Origin of the sequence: Bradyrhizobium sp. 613_E4_N2_2 (assembly GCF_052075995.1) — a bacterium.
GTDB lineage: Bacteria > Pseudomonadota > Alphaproteobacteria > Rhizobiales > Xanthobacteraceae > Bradyrhizobium > Bradyrhizobium barranii.
Genome location: NZ_CP197234.1, coordinates 4,688,632 through 4,704,459 on the forward strand (window position 1 = coordinate 4,688,632; position 15,828 = coordinate 4,704,459).

Annotated in this window: 16 protein-coding genes; 11 read left to right on the top strand and 5 right to left on the bottom strand. The window is 59.8% G+C overall.

Annotation, left to right across the window (positions count from 1 at the left end):
• Nucleotides 1–21: 21 nt before the first annotated feature.
• From AB7290_RS22585 to AB7290_RS22615, 7 genes are all read left to right on the top strand, one after another.
• On the top strand, nt 22–939 hold the full coding sequence (locus tag AB7290_RS22585; protein WP_441253894.1) for a sensor histidine kinase: 918 nt from the start codon (nt 22–24) through the stop codon (nt 937–939).
• Nucleotides 940–1,018: 79 nt separating this feature from the next.
• Complete coding sequence (locus tag AB7290_RS22590) at nt 1,019–1,423, top strand: VOC family protein (RefSeq protein WP_441253896.1); 405 nt, start codon at nt 1,019–1,021, stop codon at nt 1,421–1,423.
• 78 nt (nt 1,424–1,501) lie between these two features.
• Entirely contained in the window at nt 1,502–2,650 is a 1,149-nt protein-coding gene (locus AB7290_RS22595; RefSeq protein WP_304494832.1) for a YihY/virulence factor BrkB family protein, read from the top strand.
• Nucleotides 2,647–3,213, top strand: a complete 567-nt coding sequence (locus AB7290_RS22600; protein WP_441253898.1) for an MOSC domain-containing protein — start codon at nt 2,647–2,649, stop codon at nt 3,211–3,213. The genes AB7290_RS22595 and AB7290_RS22600 overlap by 4 nt, the downstream gene beginning before the upstream one ends.
• Nucleotides 3,214–3,282: 69 nt before the next feature.
• Nucleotides 3,283–3,921, top strand: a complete 639-nt coding sequence (locus tag AB7290_RS22605; RefSeq protein ID WP_071911104.1) for an isochorismatase family cysteine hydrolase — start codon at nt 3,283–3,285, stop codon at nt 3,919–3,921.
• A gap of 363 nt (nt 3,922–4,284) precedes the next feature.
• Nucleotides 4,285–4,788 (top strand): YciE/YciF ferroxidase family protein, encoded by a 504-nt coding sequence (locus AB7290_RS22610; protein ID WP_038936050.1) that lies wholly within the window; start codon nt 4,285–4,287, stop codon nt 4,786–4,788.
• 12 nt (nt 4,789–4,800) lie between these two features.
• A complete protein-coding gene (locus AB7290_RS22615) occupies nt 4,801–5,136 on the top strand; it encodes a hypothetical protein (protein ID WP_071911101.1) in 336 nt (111 codons plus the stop codon).
• Nucleotides 5,137–5,142: 6 nt separating this feature from the next.
• Here the strand turns inward: AB7290_RS22615 and AB7290_RS22620 are convergent, their stop codons facing one another.
• On the bottom strand, nt 5,143–5,367 hold the full coding sequence (locus AB7290_RS22620) for a hypothetical protein (protein WP_063982871.1): 225 nt from the start codon (nt 5,365–5,367) through the stop codon (nt 5,143–5,145).
• Between the two features lie 176 nt (nt 5,368–5,543).
• On the opposite strand from AB7290_RS22620, the gene AB7290_RS22625 reads away from it, so the two are divergent.
• Nucleotides 5,544–5,786 carry a septal ring lytic transglycosylase RlpA family protein gene (locus AB7290_RS22625; protein ID WP_084795104.1) on the top strand — a complete coding sequence of 81 codons (243 nt, stop codon included), beginning with the start codon at nt 5,544–5,546 and terminating at the stop codon, nt 5,784–5,786.
• 312 nt (nt 5,787–6,098) lie between these two features.
• Here AB7290_RS22625 and AB7290_RS22630 read toward each other — a convergent pair whose 3' ends face one another.
• Nucleotides 6,099–7,268: a sensor histidine kinase gene (locus AB7290_RS22630; RefSeq protein ID WP_166341767.1), complete on the bottom strand. Its 1,170-nt coding sequence runs from the start codon at nt 7,266–7,268 to the stop codon at nt 6,099–6,101.
• 251 nt (nt 7,269–7,519) lie between these two features.
• On the opposite strand from AB7290_RS22630, the gene AB7290_RS22635 reads away from it, so the two are divergent.
• From AB7290_RS22635 to AB7290_RS22645, 3 genes are all read left to right on the top strand, one after another.
• Nucleotides 7,520–7,729 carry a hypothetical protein gene (locus tag AB7290_RS22635; protein WP_441253902.1) on the top strand — a complete coding sequence of 70 codons (210 nt, stop codon included), beginning with the start codon at nt 7,520–7,522 and terminating at the stop codon, nt 7,727–7,729.
• A gap of 176 nt (nt 7,730–7,905) precedes the next feature.
• Entirely contained in the window at nt 7,906–8,940 is a 1,035-nt protein-coding gene (locus AB7290_RS22640) for an IS110 family transposase (protein WP_441253904.1), read from the top strand.
• A gap of 357 nt (nt 8,941–9,297) precedes the next feature.
• The gene (locus AB7290_RS22645; RefSeq protein ID WP_441253905.1) at nt 9,298–9,699 is read left to right on the top strand and encodes a transporter substrate-binding protein; all 402 of its coding nucleotides are present in this window, start codon (nt 9,298–9,300) and stop codon (nt 9,697–9,699) included.
• Nucleotides 9,700–9,997: 298 nt separating this feature from the next.
• Here the strand turns inward: AB7290_RS22645 and AB7290_RS22650 are convergent, their stop codons facing one another.
• The 3 genes from AB7290_RS22650 to AB7290_RS22660 all read right to left on the bottom strand — a co-directional run bounded on the left by AB7290_RS22650 (nt 9,998) and on the right by AB7290_RS22660 (nt 15,723).
• Nucleotides 9,998–12,361, bottom strand: coding sequence for a PAS domain S-box protein (locus AB7290_RS22650; protein ID WP_441253907.1), 2,364 nt, complete (start codon nt 12,359–12,361; stop codon nt 9,998–10,000).
• 1,242 nt (nt 12,362–13,603) lie between these two features.
• Complete coding sequence (locus AB7290_RS22655) at nt 13,604–14,896, bottom strand: AAA family ATPase (protein ID WP_441253909.1); 1,293 nt, start codon at nt 14,894–14,896, stop codon at nt 13,604–13,606.
• Nucleotides 14,896–15,723, bottom strand: coding sequence for a DUF7146 domain-containing protein (locus tag AB7290_RS22660; protein WP_441253911.1), 828 nt, complete (start codon nt 15,721–15,723; stop codon nt 14,896–14,898). Before AB7290_RS22660 ends, AB7290_RS22655 begins: the two co-directional genes overlap by 1 nt.
• Nucleotides 15,724–15,828 lie beyond the last annotated feature (105 nt).

Below are 15,828 nucleotides of genomic sequence, written 5' to 3' on the forward strand. Positions count from 1 at the left end.
CACATCGCGCCGCTTCTGCGGATGCAAGGCTCGTTCGAGGAGTTTGCTATCGACGTGATCAAGGCCAACGGGCAACCGCTGCAGATGATCGCCAACGCGAAGGAACGGCGAGACGCGCAAGACAAACCCCTCTCCATCAGCCTGGCGCTCATCAGAGCGACCGACCGCCGCCGCTACGAACAGGAGCTCCTCGGAACGCGCGAACTTGCGAAGGCCGCAGGCCAAATTGCAGAGGAGAGGCTGCAGCGTGAGCACGAAGCACATGAGCTGCGCGAGCAGTTCATCGCGGTGCTCGGCCACGATCTGCGCAACCCGCTCGCATCCATCAGCGCCGGCGCCCGCATTCTCGACAGAACGGCCCAGACCGAGAAAGAACATCAGGTCATCGCGATGATGCAGACCACGGTCATGCGGATGGCGGGGCTGATCGACGATGTGCTCGATCTCGCCCGCGGCCGGCTGGGCGGCGGCATCGGTCTGAATCGCGACCAGGGGAAACCGCTTGAGCCGGTGCTCGTAGGGGTCGTTGACGAACTGAGACTGGCCTCGCCCGGCCGCGTCATCCATGCCGATTTCAAAATCGACCGCCCGGTGAATTGCGACCGTTCGCGCCTGGGACAGCTGCTCTCGAACCTTGTCGGAAACGCACTGACACACGGAGCTTCGAGCAAACCGGTGTTCGTTCACGGAGAGACGCGAGGCGAGTCCTTCGAACTATGGGTATCCAATGTCGGCCAGCCCATCCCCGAGGCGGCGGCGATGGAGAAGCTGTTCGAGCCCTTTTTTCGGGGCAACCATGCGAGCCGTCAGGGCCTTGGGCTTGGCCTCTACATCGCCTCACAGATCGCCAAGGCCCATGGCGGCGCGCTAACCGTGAGTTCGACGACGGACGAGACCCGATTTACGTTCACCATGCCCCTTCTTCCCGCGGAGAGCTGACCTTCCAACGACTATCGCAGCCGAAGCTTACCCGCGCCACACGCTCGCGATTGACAACTACTCAAAAAGGGCCGGCTCAATGATCCATCATGTATCCCTTGGGAGTAACGACATCCAGCGAGCAAGAGCGTTTTACGATCCGCTGATGTCGCTGGTCGGCTTACGGCTGATCAAGATCTCCGCCACGTCACTGGATTACGGTGCATCCGACATCGTGTTCAGCATCGTAGCTCCAGTCGACGACCGCCCGGCGGCGCCGGGCAACGGCGTCCATGTCGCCTTTCAGGCCCCCGACCGGGAGACCGTGCGGCGCTTTCATCAGACCGCGATGGCTCAAGGGGGTACCGACGAAGGCGCCCCGGACATCCGCGAGAAATACAACGCAAATTATTACGGCGCGTTCGTGCGTGATCCGGACGGTAACAAGATCGAAGCGGTGACCTATACGGCCAGGGAGAGCTTCGGCCTCCCGCCGCGCGAATAACCTGAGCTAGGCGGCGCTCGCGGACACCGGACAGGAACGCTCTTTCCCGGCCATGATTGGAAGTGCGGGAGAACGTTCATGGCCGAAATCGAAAAGACAGCTGCACGCACGGATGGAACCAGCTTGAGTCTCGCAGCGGCGCTCGGCCTCATGGCCGTCGCGTTCCTGTGGGACCGTATGATCCCACCCGACCAAGCCAGCCCGCCTGAGGGCGATGACGCGCTCCCCGAACATCGCGGGGCAGAGCGGGACACCTCGCCTTCGCGCCTTGCGACCGAGAACGGAGACCACGGACGCCAAGCCACCTCTCCGGCCGAGATCCCGGCCAGGGGGTGGAAGGACATCCTCTGGCGCGTCTACGGCAACATCGGCGACCACCGCATCCTCGCCCTCGCCGCTGGTATGACCTACTACAGCCTGCTCGCGATCTTCCCCGCGATCGCGGCGCTCGTCGCCATCTACGGCCTTTTTGCCGACCCCAACGTTATCGCCAAACACCTCGACGACGTCGCCGGCTTCATACCCGGCGGGGCCATCGACGTGGCGCGTGAGCAACTGACGCGCGTTGCGACAAAAGGCGAGCGGACCCTCGGATTCACGTTCGCGATCGGCCTGGTGATCTCGCTCTGGAGCGCGAATGCCGCCATGAAGTCGCTGTTCGACACCTTGAACATCGTTTACGGCGAGCAGGAAAAGCGCGGCTTCTTCAGGCTGAACGCGATGTCGCTAGGATTCACGATTGGTGCGATCGTCTTCGTCCTCGCTGCCCTCGGCGGGGTCGTCGTCGTTCCGGTCGTGCTGCAGTACGTCGGTCTATCGAACGCCACCGATCTCCTGATCCGGATCGGCCGCTGGCCGGTACTCTTCGTGGCGCTCGCGCTCGCCATCTCCTGCATCTACCGGTTCGGACCCAGCCGGAAGGCCCCGCGATGGACCTGGATCACTTGGGGCAGTGCGGCCGCCACGCTGCTCTGGCTCGCCGCGTCCGGGCTTTTCTCCTTCTACGCCGCGAGTTTCGGCAGCTTCAACCAGACTTACGGATCCTTGGGCGCGGTCATCGGCTTCATGACCTGGCTCTGGATTTCGGCCATCGTGATCCTGCTCGGAGCAGAACTTAACGCCGAGATGGAGCACCAGACCGCCCGCGACACCACCACCGGTCGACCCAAGCCGCTCGGCGTCAGAGGCGCCAAGATGGCGGACACCGTGGGAGCGGCGCGATCTTGAGTAAGGTCGTATCGCGTGCTTCCGTCGAAGGCATAGTCGCCGCAGTCGCTGCCGATCGCGGGCACCGTTTCAGCAAGCCGCTGCGAGACCACATTCTGCTCGTAGATGGCGTGGGGATCGAAGGCGACGCCCACGCCGGCGAGTTTGTACGGCACAGATATCTTGCTCGCCGCCACCCTCGCCTGCCCAACTTACGTCAAGTGCACCTCATCCCCAGCGAGCTCTTTGCGACCGTCCGGGAAGCAGGTTACGACATAGGACCCGGACAACTCGGCGAAAACATCACCACGGTGGGCCTGGACCTGGAAAACTTGCCGCTCGGGACGCGCATCGAACTCGGACCTACGGCTATCGTTGAGCTGACCGGCCTGCGGACGCCCTGCGTGCTAATCGACCGCTTCAGGACCGGGCAGAAAAAGCAAGTCGTGTCGTCGGCAAAAACTGGTCCAGCATTCAAATGCGGCGTCCTGGGCGTCGTGCGGGCTGGCGGACAGGTAGCCGCCGGCGATCATGCGCGGGTCATGCTGCCCGATGGACATCAAAAACGGCTTCCCGCGTTGTAGCGTAGTCGCAAGCCGGAGGAACCAAGTTCTCTCAACCTGGGTTGGAGCTTGCTTTTTAAGGGATGGTCAATGTCTAAGGGAAATCAGCTGCGCCACGGCGCACCGCGGAACGCAGTTCATATCTGCGTCGATATGCAGAGGATGTTCGCGCAAGGCACGGATTGGACGATGCCGTGGCTCCCGCGGGTTCTGCCGAACGTCGTCGCGATCACCTCAGCCCATCCCGAGCGGACCATCTTCACCCGCTTCATTCCGGCGCAGAGTCCCGGCCATGGTGCGGGAATGTGGCGCCACTACTACGAGCGCTGGAGTTCGATGACCATCGACGAGCTTGGCCCGGAGATGATCGGTCTGGTCCAGGATCTCGCGCAGTTCGTTCCGCCCGCACGCATCTTCGACAAGCACGTTTACTCGCCCTGGACAGGGAGCGATTTCCACGAGCAGCTTCGCGCGGCTCATGTCGATACGATCATCATCACCGGCGGCGAGACCGATGTCTGCGTGCTGGCGACCGTGCTCGGCGCCGTCGACTGGGGTTACCGCGTCATTCTTGTCACCGACGCCCTGTGCAGCTCGGCTGACGAAACGCACGACTCCATGATGAATATCTACTTGAACCGCTTCGGGCAGCAGGTGGAGTGCGTCACGACCGAAACGCTTCTCGGCAGCTGGCCGGGCAGCGCCAGGGCAAGCTCGTATCATGAGTAAAGCCTACCTCGTGCAGGTTCTCCTGCCGAAAGAGCGAGGAGACGGAGAGCCGGTTTCGCAAAGCTGGTTCGAGGAATTCCTGGAAGAAATGACCGGCAAATTCGGCGGCGCCACCAGCTTTGTCCGGGTGCCCGGCCAGGGCCTATGGCGCAGCGGCCACGAGACCGAGCGGGACAATATCGCGGTCATCGAAGTCTCGTGGCAAAGCTCGCTCCCGAGTTCTGGCGCACCCTGCCAGAGCGGCTGGAACGCGAGCTTTCGCAGGAAGAGATCGTCATTCGCGCCCAGGAAATCATCCCGCTGTAAGATTAGGAACGCTCTCCCTTACCGGCTGTTTGCAGAGCAGAAAAACAGGAGGACGTCATGGGCTTTTTTACCAAGGACATAAAGACGCTGAACGACCTCTTCGTGCATACGCTGCAAGATATCTATTACGCCGAGCAGCAGATCGCGAAGAACCTTCCGGACATGATCGAGAAAGCGAGCGATCCCAGCCTCAAGAACGGCTTTCAGACGCATCTCTCCGAAACCAAGGGCCAGATCACCCGGCTTGAGAAGGTTTTCGAAATGCACGGCGCCCAGGCGAAGGGCGTGGATTGCCCTGCGATCGATGGCATCCTCAAGGAAGCCAGCGAGGTCGCGGGCGATATCGATGACAAGCAGGTGCTGGATGCGGCGCTGATCGCGGCGGCCCAGGCCGTCGAGCACTATGAAATCACGAGGTACGGCACCCTGATTGCATGGGCCAAGATGCTTGGCCGCGATGACTGCGCCTCAGTCCTGCAGCAGAACCTCGATGAGGAGAAGGCGACGGACGAGAAGCTCAATACGATGGCGCTGCGCAGCGTGAACCGGAAAGCCGCTTAACCCGTTAGCAACATGAAACGTAAGAGGGCCGCCCCGGAAGGCGGCCCTCTTTTTGAGCAGCAAAGCATGAGCCTTGAAGTATTGAGGACGGTGGCAGCCGCCATAACGATTATCGCCGCCGCCATGGTGGCGGCGAACTGGAATGCGCGCATTACCGTCTGCGGGTTCGCTCTCTTTATTGCCTCATCGATCGCCTGGATCGCCGACGGGATAATTGAGCCGAAGAGCTCGCTCATCATCCAGAACGCTGCGCTTCTCTTGATCAACGTGCTGGGCGTATGGCGCTGGCTACCTCGCGCCGGTAAGGAAGCCGCCGCGTCCCAGGCTGAGGACCGCGCGATCCGCTAGCTTGGCTCAAGCCTGTTTCCTGTCCGAGATTGCCCAGCGTGCCAGCGCGGCTTCTCCTGCTTCGGTCAAGGCGCCGAGCGTTGTCTGCCCCTTCCTTGCGCACTGGACAAGGCTGTCCGCGATGAAAGATCTCAGTTCATGATTGACGCCGTCCGGCCTGCCTTGGCAGAGCTGTTCGAGAACGGCTTCCATGCTTGCAAGTGTGCGGCGATCGAAGCTTTCGAGGATCATGGCGCTTCTCCTATCCCGGCTAAACGAACTCTAGACCCGGACGTTCCAATTTCGGAACTGACCTTCCAAGATCGGGAACCAAGCTGCATGGCGGATTATTGGACCTGAATGCCTGGCAAACTTAAGGTTTTTCAGACGTCACAGGGCTTTTCGACCTCGCGATTGCGGCGTCGTCGATGAAAGCTGCAGCGAGCGGCACAACGTTCGATCGGGATTCGCTAACTGCAGCTCATCGCAATCTGCCGCTCGGCACGCATGTTCGCGTTACTGACCCTAAGAGCAGCAAATCGGTGGTCGTTCGTATCACTGATCGCGGACCATGGATTCGCAGTCGCGTCATCGACCTCTCGCTCGCCGCCGCGCGTAGCTTGGGGTTTACCAACCGTGGCGTCGCCCAGGTTCGTGCTGAGGTGTTGTAACAGACGTCCATTGCCCAGCGAAAACACGCAGGCACGGGGCCTGTGATTTCAGGCCGGGCCTTGCTTTTACCGCTTCACCCGCGTCGGCACTGTGGTCCGCTTCGGTTCAAGATGCGAAGAACTCAACCTGAGCAAATCTAGTCCGCCGTGCCTCACTGAGCGGACCTCAACGAGGTGCGACGCTACTTCGCTGACGGGTCACAACCCGACTACCCCACCTCAGCGACGATGTGGGCTTGTGGTCCGCAGGTGTACCCTCGGCCGACTAGCCGAGGCGCTGCCTATCCCGTGCCTGCCTCAGCAGGTCCCACTTTACGATATCAAAGGGAATGTAAGCGTTGTTGTTGTACCCGCGTCGCTGCTGGTCTGGTCGACGGTACCGCCAATTTGTCTCGCCAGAGAGGTAATCAGCTTAAGGCCCGACCCGTTTTCGTTAGGATGTTGAATGCCGCGACCGTTGTCGGTCACTGTCAATCGGGCCTCGCCGTAGCCGACGCCTCCCACTAAACTTACGCTGATCCTGCCTCCCTCTGCACCGAACGCATGCTTGATGCTGTTCATCGCAGTCTCATTCAAAATGAGGCCAACCGGGAGGGCCCGGTCGATCGCCAATTCGAGCTCGTCGCATTCGACGTCGACTTCAACCTCATCCACCTGATTGCGGATCGCGCTGCAAAGAGCCCGGATGTAATGGGAAAGTCTAACGATCTGCCCCTCTTGGCGAGGGGCAAGCTGATCATGTGCGAGCGAGATGGCGTTGATGCGGCTGGCCACGTGGTCCAGAGCGCGGTGTGATTCTGGATCAAGATAGCGGCGCTTCTGGATGGAAATCGAGGACAGGACGAGTTGAAAATTGTTCTTGACCCGATGTTGCATCTCTCGAAGCAAGATCTGCCCCTTTTTAGCTTCCGCGACCGCAGCCATAAGGCTTGCATGTTCGTCCGGTTGCGCACCGCGACGCAGCACAGCACCTATCAGCGCGGCGGCGGCGGTCAGAAACTCGGTCGTATCCTGGGAGAAGTCTCTCGGCTTTGTACTGTCCACCTCCAGCACGCCCCATGCGGCGCCGCCGATGAGGATCGGGACGTTGCTGACAGCCACAATGCTGTGCTCCGCCAAGAACTCGGAACAAACAAATTCGTTCTGCTCGGCGAAATCTCTGATGCTGACAGGCTCGGCCGTTTGGAAAGCGCGGCCAGGCGGCGAGCGGAGGTCGGCCGACAGCGTGGCGGTGCGGACGGCACCATCCTTCCAGCCGACTCCCGCAATCAACAGAAGATCGGACGTGTCTGGACGATATTGAAGCACCTTAACATGGTCGATTTCCACGGCTCGGGCAATTTGCAGCACCGCTTGGTCCAAGAAGCGTTCTGTTCCGGCCTCTTCAACCGAAAGACGACCGATATCGACCAAAATGCGGATATGGCGCCGGAGTTTGTCCAGCACATCGCCCTCAGTTTGTTCGGCCGGGTGGTCCTCCATTCGTTTCTAACATCGGGCCTCATGAATTGTGCCTAAGCGCGAGACCGTACAAGCTGGCTTGGTCGCTAAAGGAGCCGCGATCCGCAATTTAGCCCTCAACTGGTCGACCGAAAACGGCTTGCCGATCGCCAACGTACCTTTGGGGGCTGCAAAAAGAGATGGGATTTCGAGTCGGAAGGCTTGCTGCGAGCTCCACAGGAACCTCCGCTCCGATGCGGGTTTGGTTCTTGAGACAAACAGCGAGAGCGAAAATGGGAAACAGTGGCGTCGGAATGCTACTCGGCGATACCTCCGTGACGGCGCTCTGGATGGTGTTTATTGGCGCCTTCATCTTGGGTGGCACAATTCTGTATGGCGTTATGAAGACGGGAAGGTTGCGCCGCAGCGAGCGTGCGCAGCTCGACCGAAACACAGAGATGGCGCAGCGCCGGGATGACCCGGAGAAAAGAGCCGCTCGTTAGCAATCGGCGTGTCGACCAGTCAAACGTAAGATTTAGGAACTTGGGCCGGAGTGGCGCTAGATGCCGTAATGGGCCCTGCTCCGTGTAAGGGGGCATGATGGTGGCTGTCCCCCGATAGATGATGAAACGGGTCACGACTTGAGTCGGCCCCAAGCATCTGGAGACGGAGGACAGCCGTGGAGAATTATGCCGGAATTGACGTGTCGTTGGAACTGTCGAGCGTATGCGTTGTGGATTCCCAGGGTAAGATCCTGAAGGAGGCGAAGGTCGCAAGCGAACCCGACGCCTTAGTCGAATTTTTCGAGACGCTTGGCTTTGCAGTGAGTCGGATCGGACTGGAGGCTGGGCCACTGTCGCAATGGCTGCATGCGGGGCTGCAAAGAGCAGGATTCGAGACGGTTCTGCTGGAAACACGGCATGTGAAGGCAGCATTGTCGGCGATGACAGTGAAGACGGATCGCAAGGATGCACGCGGAATTGCCCAGTTGATCCGGATGGGATGGTTCCGCGCGGTGCACGCAAAGTCGATAGGGGCTCAAGAGATCCGAGCGCTACTGGTCGCGCGCAAGCAGCTTCTTGGGCGACTTATCGATGTGGAATTAAGTATCCGCGGGATTTTGCGTGGCTTTGGGCTGAAGGTTGGCCCGGTGACGCGGAAGAATTTCGAAGCGCGGATCCGAGAGTTGGTTGCGGGTCAGGCGACATTGGAACGCATTGCCATAGCGATGCTTTCGGCACGATCGGCCTTGAAGGCAGAGTACGGAAGGCTACACAAAGCTGTGCTGGCAACGGTGCGTGACAATACGGTCTGTCGGCGGCTAATGACAGTGCCAGGTGTTGGTCCCCTAGTGGCGATTACCTACAAATCGGCGATTGATGATCCTCATCGCATTGTAAAATCGAAGGCGGCAGGCGCGCTGTTCGGGCTCACGCCAAAGAAATACCAATCGGGAGAAAAGGACGTCACGGGCGGGATCACGCTGGCCGGCGACGAGATAGTGCGTACGGTGTTGTATGAGGCCGCCAACGTTCTGCTATCGCGCATCACGCGATTCTCAAAACTTAAGCGCTGGGGGATGGACGTCGCCAAGCGGCGAGGCTCGAAGCGCGCAAAAGTCGCCTTGGCACGCAAGCTCGCAGTGATCCTGCATCGAATCTGGGTCGACGGCACAACTTACCGATGGACCGACGCGGCCCCGATCGCAGCATAGAACACGAGGAGAAGAGTTGGAATGCAACCGGGCTGAACTGAGCCTGGTGCCCGAAGTCCCGTCGCCGGGACGGTGGATCCGGTGAAGCCGTTACACGCCCAGTGGCCGTCTTCTGACGGACCACGCGTATCTAGATAGGCTCACCGCTCCCTCTGACAGCATGATGTGGCGGCCAGGCGTTGACCACGGACAGAAGCATGAGCTCGGCGGCGTGACATTCACTCGGGAGGCTTGACATCATCGGGCCCATTACAGAAGGGCGTATAATCATAGCCCGCGATGTCCGTAATTCGCTAACGGCCGCAGGGAAGCCAATGCGCGAGGTAGGCTTTAGGCACAGCTGGACCAAAGACCGCAATGATATCGACGGTCGCTGGGGATTCCAACGCTCATATGTACGCCGTATTGATAAAGCAACAGGTAGATGCCCGTCAGATCCAGTTCATGGCCCTCTCCGTCAGCGAACATGAGTTGCGCAGTGTCGACCTCGGCAAACTCGCCGGGCACCTGGCGGCACGGAATACTTCCAGTCTGTCAAGTCGGTCGAAACGACGCGTTCATCAGAATGTGATGAATACCAATCATCATCTCTCGAAGCCGGCGGCGACGGGTACCTTCGAGGTCGTTTGGCAGTGCGCCAGCCCGATCAAGGCATCCGTGTGGAGCCGATATCTTCCGGAGAGCGCGAGACGCACCGCCGATTGGACATTTCTCTGGGTTTGCGGTGGATGTGCTGAGCCTTCATTCAAGGACTGGTGATTCTTACATCGCTAGTTGCGTCAAAATCTCACGCCACAGTTAGTGCGCTGACCAGTGCCACGTTCTTGGTCTTCAGATGAGATGTAGTCCGCCTGGGGTCAAAACTAATCGTCGCGGGCTTTCCCAAAAAGGTCGGCTGTGTGCCAAATCGGACGTTGCGCCGGCCTTTCTGTAATTCGGCGCAGCGTTAACCTCACATTCGGCGTTACCCAGCCAGCATCAGCGTGGACTTTGAATATCGTATAGCGGTCAATGTTGAAAGCGCATGGGGTTGCTTCACCCAGTGAGACCTATCTATTCAGCGACGCTTGTTCATCGCCTGTTCCAAACCCTGACGAAGAGACTTCGGAGTGTAAGGCTTCACGACGAGTATTGCGCCCAATCGCGCGGCTTCAGATTTCAATCCGCTGTCACCTGTCGCGAGAACTAGGCAAAGATCGGGCCGGCGCGCATAGACATTCCTTGCGAGCTCTAGACCCGAAACTCCTAGGAGTCCGACATCAGTAAGTAAGATGTCCACGGGGTGCTCATCCAGGATCTTCAAGGCCTCTTGAGCCGTGCTGGCCTCTTTTACGTTGCATCCAAGATCGTTTAGCATCTCTGTTGTCGTCAGGCGGATGAGGTCGTCGTCTTCGACGAGCAACACGGTCGCGTCCTTGAAAGACTTTTCGTCGGCCGAGTGTTGCGATCCCTGAGCGACGCGCCTTTGAGCTTGATTAGCCAGCAAGTGTCTGATTTTCCGCGCGAGCGCCTCGCGCGTGTAAGGTTTGGCCAGGAGTTCCACCCCGGGATCGAGCCGCCCGCCGTGCACGATGGCGTTCTGAGTATAGCCGGATGTGAAAAGTACGGCGACGTTTGGCAAACGCTCCTTGGCTTTTCTTGCGAAGTCCGGGCTACGCAGGCTGCCAGGCATCATGACGTCGGTGAAGATAAGGTCTATTGGAATGCCGCTGTCGACAACGACGAGTGCGCTCGCTGCATCTCGCGCCTTGACCACGCGGTAGCCGAGCTCGGTAAGCATCGAGACCGCGACCTCGCGAACCTCATCGTCATCCTCAACCACGAGGACAGTTTCCTCTCCGCCTTGAACCTCGCCGGTCGGAGCCCCCACCAGAGTATCTTCGGATGCCATCTCTCGCGGGAAGTACAGCTTCACCGTGGTCCCGGCCCCTACCTCGCTGTAGATTTTCACGTGTCCGCCGGACTGCTTGAGAAAGCCGTAAACCATGGCGAGGCCCAGGCCCGTACCCTTGTCCTCCGCCTTGGTTGTGAAGAATGGCTCATAGACCCGTTCCAGGATATCCGGCGGAATTCCGGTGCCTGTATCGGTCACCGCGATCATCACGTATTGTCCCGCAGACAACTCGTCATGCTGGCGGACATATTCGTCGTCGAGGAAGGCATTACTTGCTTCAATCGTCAGCCGGCCTTCGCCGTTCATCGCGTCGCGGGCGTTGATCGCAAGATTCAGGACCGCATTTTCCAGTTGATCCGGGTCGATGAGGCTATTCCACAGCCCACCTGCGACGACCGTCTCGACTTCGATCTCCCCACCGAGGGCGCGACGAAGCATCTCATCCATGTTCTTGATGAGACGGCCCGCGTTCACTACCCTTGGCTCCAGCGGCTGTCGCCGTGCAAAGGCAAGCAGTTGAGAGGCAAGTTTAGAACCTCGGGCCACACCTCCGAGGGCGTTTTGGACCCGCATCTCGGCCCGGGCATTACCAGCGATATCTTTCCTAAGCAGTTGCAGATTTCCGCTGATGACCTGCAGCAAGTTGTTGAAGTCGTGGGCAACGCCGCCAGTAAGTTGGCCGATCGCTTCCAGCTTCTGGGATCGGATCATCGTTCCTTGCGCCGCCTGGAGCGCGGCTTCCGCCTCACGCCGTTCTGTAATGTCCCGGGTCACTTTGGCGAATCCTACGAGCTTCCCGTCGTCGTCTCGAATCGCGTCGATCACGACATGCGCCCAAAAGCGAGTGCCGTCCTTTCGTACCCTTTGACCTTCATGCTCCCACCGTCCGTCACGGGATGCGGTCTGCAGGCCTGTTCGCGGGAGGCCCGCGGCGCGATCCTCTTCCGTATAGAAATTGGAGAAGTGGCGACCGATGATCTCTTCGGGAGCGTACCCCTTGATGCGCTGGGCTCCAGCGTTCCAACTCGCCACGTTGCCTTCCACGTCCAGCATGTAGATGGCGTAGTCCGTCACACTTTGGACCATTAGCCGGAACTGCTGCTCGCTTTCGCGTAATTTGGCCTCGGCAGCCCTTCGCTCGGTCAGATCCCGAGTGATCTTGGCGAAACCTACAAGCTCGCCCTTAGGCGAGCGGATCGCGTCAATGATGACATGGGCCCAGAACTGCGTGCCGTCCTTGCGCACCCGCCAACCCTCTCGCTCGAAGCGTCCGGTTCGCTCCGCCTCCTCCAGCGCCAACGCAGGCACTTTCTGCTCCCGCTCGGTCTCCGTATAGAATGTCGAGAAGTGGTGCCCTATGATCTCCTCGGCCTCATAGCCCTTAAAGCGCTTCGCCCCCGGGTTCCAGCTGGTGACATGCCCGTCGCGATCCAGCATATAGATCGCGTAGTCGGTGATCGCCTCAACGAGTAGCCGATAACGCCCCTCGCTGGATTGTGCAGCATCGAAGCGGTCTGATTTTTCCATTCGAGTCCTATCCAGCCCGCCGACTGCTGGAGGGTTGAGGTAAAACAATACTAAGACGGTTGAGTTCCATCTGGCCTTCGGTCATGCAGCTGACTTCTGGCCTTTGTCCACGGTCACACGGCGTGTAAGGCGTGGCTCATTAGCTCGCAACCAAAGGCGGATTGGTGCGAGTTTGACGAACGCCGGATAGCTGGCTGCGAATTTGAGCATATCGGTGCGCGACATTGGCGGGGCTCAGGCATCACCTTCTCGACCAGCGACAACAGCGACGCAAACACACCGAGCAAACCTATTCACTGACGTGGTGGCGTCGCCAACTGAGGCGGCCTTACGCCTTGTCCCTCGGGGAATTTGCGGATCTGCGTCGCTGTCGCCAGCAGTCTCGTCCGCGGCCACGTGTCTCATGCAGCCAGCCCCCGAGTCCGCTCGATACCCGCAACCCGACGTTCTGCTCCGAGATTAGTTCGAGGACGAACGTTGGCGCGATCCGCAGCGGCCCATTCCCCTCGGCTCTGATGGGCGACGAGAGCGTCCTCCGTCTCTACGAAAATATCCGGATTCAGGCGGCTGCGGATCGGGCCGCCAGCGGCCGCTAACGTCTCCTCGCGACACCGCCAAGCAACGCGCCGATGTCCTCCGCGGAGATCGATCGGAGACCGCTCCGAGCCGATCGGATCGATTGCTAGCGGCCTCATGAAGGAACTATTATTCGAATACCGAGCGCTGATCTCGGCACATTTGCGCGCAGCTCGCGCGTTAATATGCAGTACAACCTAAGATACCCCATATTCTGAATTGTGGATGCGCGAATTTTCCGGGGCGGCCGGTAGCCAAGAAACCATTGGTTTCAAAACAGAGGACACCCCGGTCACACTGCGGCTCACGTCAGCGGGGAGATGACGCCTGAGCGTGGCCGCCTCTAGGCCTGGGCCGATCGCTTCTAACAGCCGGCGTTGAACTTGCGGACGCGGCGCCGCAAGTTTCCAGATTGTCTCACTGCCCAAAATTTCTTCGATATCTGCGGCCGGACCTCTTAGATTGTGGGACCGGAAGTTAAGGCCGATGGTCCGACACTTCGTCGACACCCCCCGCCCTTCATTGCTGCCACCTCCACCTGCTCCACCTCTATAGAGGTGGTGGAGCAAGTGGCGCAGTGGCGCAAATGCAATGATTTCAATGATTTGCCACCTTGCTCCACCAAGGTGGCGCAAAGTGGCGCAAAGGTGGAGCAGGTGGCGCAAATCAATCCTCCTCATCGGTCGAATTTGCCCACGTTCCGACCACAATAAACGGCCTCTTCTTGCGATTGCCGTCCTCCTTCTGCTCCACCTTCAGCATGCCGCTCGCCGTCCACGCCTTGATGCATGCCTTCGCCCGCAACTTGTCCCCCGGTTCTTCGAGGTCGAGCTTCAGCACCTTCGCCACCGCGTGGCCAACCCAGTCTGCTGCCTGCGATGATTGCTTATAGCTGCCGGCATTCACCTCGATCTGAACCGCCAAAATGTCCGCCGTCGTGACGCCAGCCATGGTGTCGGGCCAGCTCCATTCGGTGACGACGCCGACGTGGTCTGACGATCGATGATTGGTTTCGTTTTCCAAGTCGACGCTGACCAACTGCCGCCACGTCGACTTTGCGGCCGGCGGGGACATGTTGGCCTTAGCGTCAGTGATGCGGAAGAACAGCCGCCGGTTATCGACGCCGGACGCGGCAGCCTCCTTATCCGTCATGACGTTGAGCGCCCGCGCCGACCGCGCCGCTCCGATGAGCGACACGGCGCCACGGGCCGACTCAGCCGTCACCTCGTTTCCGCCAAGCTTCTTAGCGTGGTGGATCAAGTCAATCGCGCAGTTGGTCTCCTCCAAGATGGGCTGCCAGAATTGCTTGAGCACCGCGTCGATGGCCATGTTGTCGTTTTCGGAAACACGGTGGGTCGAGACGAGCGGGTCGATAATCAGGACGTCTACCTCGCGGCGATTGATTTCGGCCTTAAGCTCCTTCAGCAATGGCGTAGCAATCGAGAATCCATTCTTGTCCTGCGTGGCAGTAACAAGACTCTGCTTGCGAAAGCTATCGCGGAACAGATATCCGTCGATCTCCTCCGGTCGGATGTTATGCTCAATACAAGCAGCCATAATCCGGCGGTCTATCTCGTCTATGGGATCCTCATTAAAGAGCCAGGTGCGGCACCGCTCATGTACGTGGTCGCCAAGCAGTGGGCGCCCGGACGCCATCGACAGTGCCTCGACGATACTGTTTGCCGTCTTGCCAACTCCCCCCGGGGACACGGTCACTGAGATGTAACCCCTGATGTAGTGGTAACCGTACAACCACTCCCGCGGCGGGATTTTTTTGGGGTCGCGCCAAACAAACGGGGATGCCTCTACCGGCTTCTTCTCCGCCGTTTCGGCATCTTCCGCCACCTTCGCGCGGGCATTGCCGCCAGCATTGTTGTCGTTCGCATGCTTCGGCTTTGGCGGCACCTCGGCTTCGTTGAACCCGCCGCTCGGCTCGGATTTCCATTTAAGCGGTGACATTACGCAACCTCCAATTCATCGGCGAAATCAGCACCGATCTCGGAAGGCGCAACGATCTCAACTTCTTTTCCTGCTTCGTGCCAGATCCGGCCGCACGCGTTTGCCGCCGACATGCCGGCGTGGTCTCTGTCCGCAAAAATGGTCAACGCCTCGATGCCGCCCAACACCGGGAATGCAGCCATGGTGCCAGCGCTCAAGCACGACCAGATGGGCGCAAATCCGGTGGCGAGCGCAGTCTCGATGCCCTCGCCGATGCCGAGGCCATACTCGACGTCGGTGTCATCAGACAGCCGCACCACCGCGCCCTTGGCCTTGCCGTACATCTTGCGCGCGATCTTGCGGCCTTCACCGTCGAGATATGTGACGTGAGCGCCGCAGGGTTCGTTGGTGACAATGTCTGTCATCAACGCGACCATCGTCCGATCATTTTCCCGGAAGCGGACGGCATCTCCGCTATAGGTCAGACCGCGGCTGGCCAGATATTTTTCGGCTAGGGTGCCCGTGATGGGGGCTGCGTGCGCCCAGCGCTGCAAAGCACCGCGGATTCGTTCTGGCTCATCGTCCCTGACTTCCCGCAGGTAGATAACCGGCTCGCGGTCAGGCTGGCGGTGCCAGTCACTCGGCAGACCGAGTTTCGCGCGAACGTAGTCCTTGCATTGCGCCCAGTCGTCGCCGGCAAAGCTGGTGACGCTAAATGTGCCGTCAGGCTTGAACTTGACCTTGAGGCTGCGGTCGCGACGAGAATGACCGGGACCGGGCACCAACACGGAGTCGCGGCTGGCGACCTGGCCGCCGAGGGTACGAGCAACACTACGAAGCGCATGCATTGGCGGTCTGAAGCTCCACAAGGGATTTAAGAGCCAGTTCGGCAAGCGCCTTGCTGAAGGACGCGGAAAAGCCCGCGACGCGCTGCTGGAAGGCGTTCGGCGCAG

Bases quoted from the DNA above. Each gene is read 5' to 3' on its own strand.
- AB7290_RS22620 (WP_063982871.1), bottom strand. From the start codon at position 5,367: ATGATCCTCGAAAGCTTCGATCGCCGCACACTTGCAAGCATGGAAGCC.
- AB7290_RS22585 (WP_441253894.1), top strand. From the start codon at position 22: ATGCAAGGCTCGTTCGAGGAGTTTGCTATCGACGTGATCAAGGCCAAC.
- AB7290_RS22625 (WP_084795104.1), top strand. From the start codon at position 5,544: ATGAAAGCTGCAGCGAGCGGCACAACGTTCGATCGGGATTCGCTAACT.
- AB7290_RS22660 (WP_441253911.1), bottom strand. From the start codon at position 15,723: ATGCATGCGCTTCGTAGTGTTGCTCGTACCCTCGGCGGCCAGGTCGCC.
- AB7290_RS22610 (WP_038936050.1), top strand. From the start codon at position 4,285: ATGGGCTTTTTTACCAAGGACATAAAGACGCTGAACGACCTCTTCGTG.
- AB7290_RS22645 (WP_441253905.1), top strand. From the start codon at position 9,298: ATGATATCGACGGTCGCTGGGGATTCCAACGCTCATATGTACGCCGTA.
- AB7290_RS22630 (WP_166341767.1), bottom strand. From the start codon at position 7,268: ATGGAGGACCACCCGGCCGAACAAACTGAGGGCGATGTGCTGGACAAA.
- AB7290_RS22635 (WP_441253902.1), top strand. From the start codon at position 7,520: ATGGGAAACAGTGGCGTCGGAATGCTACTCGGCGATACCTCCGTGACG.
- AB7290_RS22650 (WP_441253907.1), bottom strand. From the start codon at position 12,361: ATGGAAAAATCAGACCGCTTCGATGCTGCACAATCCAGCGAGGGGCGT.
- AB7290_RS22655 (WP_441253909.1), bottom strand. From the start codon at position 14,896: ATGTCACCGCTTAAATGGAAATCCGAGCCGAGCGGCGGGTTCAACGAA.
- AB7290_RS22590 (WP_441253896.1), top strand. From the start codon at position 1,019: ATGATCCATCATGTATCCCTTGGGAGTAACGACATCCAGCGAGCAAGA.
- AB7290_RS22615 (WP_071911101.1), top strand. From the start codon at position 4,801: ATGAAACGTAAGAGGGCCGCCCCGGAAGGCGGCCCTCTTTTTGAGCAG.
- AB7290_RS22605 (WP_071911104.1), top strand. From the start codon at position 3,283: ATGTCTAAGGGAAATCAGCTGCGCCACGGCGCACCGCGGAACGCAGTT.
- AB7290_RS22595 (WP_304494832.1), top strand. From the start codon at position 1,502: ATGGCCGAAATCGAAAAGACAGCTGCACGCACGGATGGAACCAGCTTG.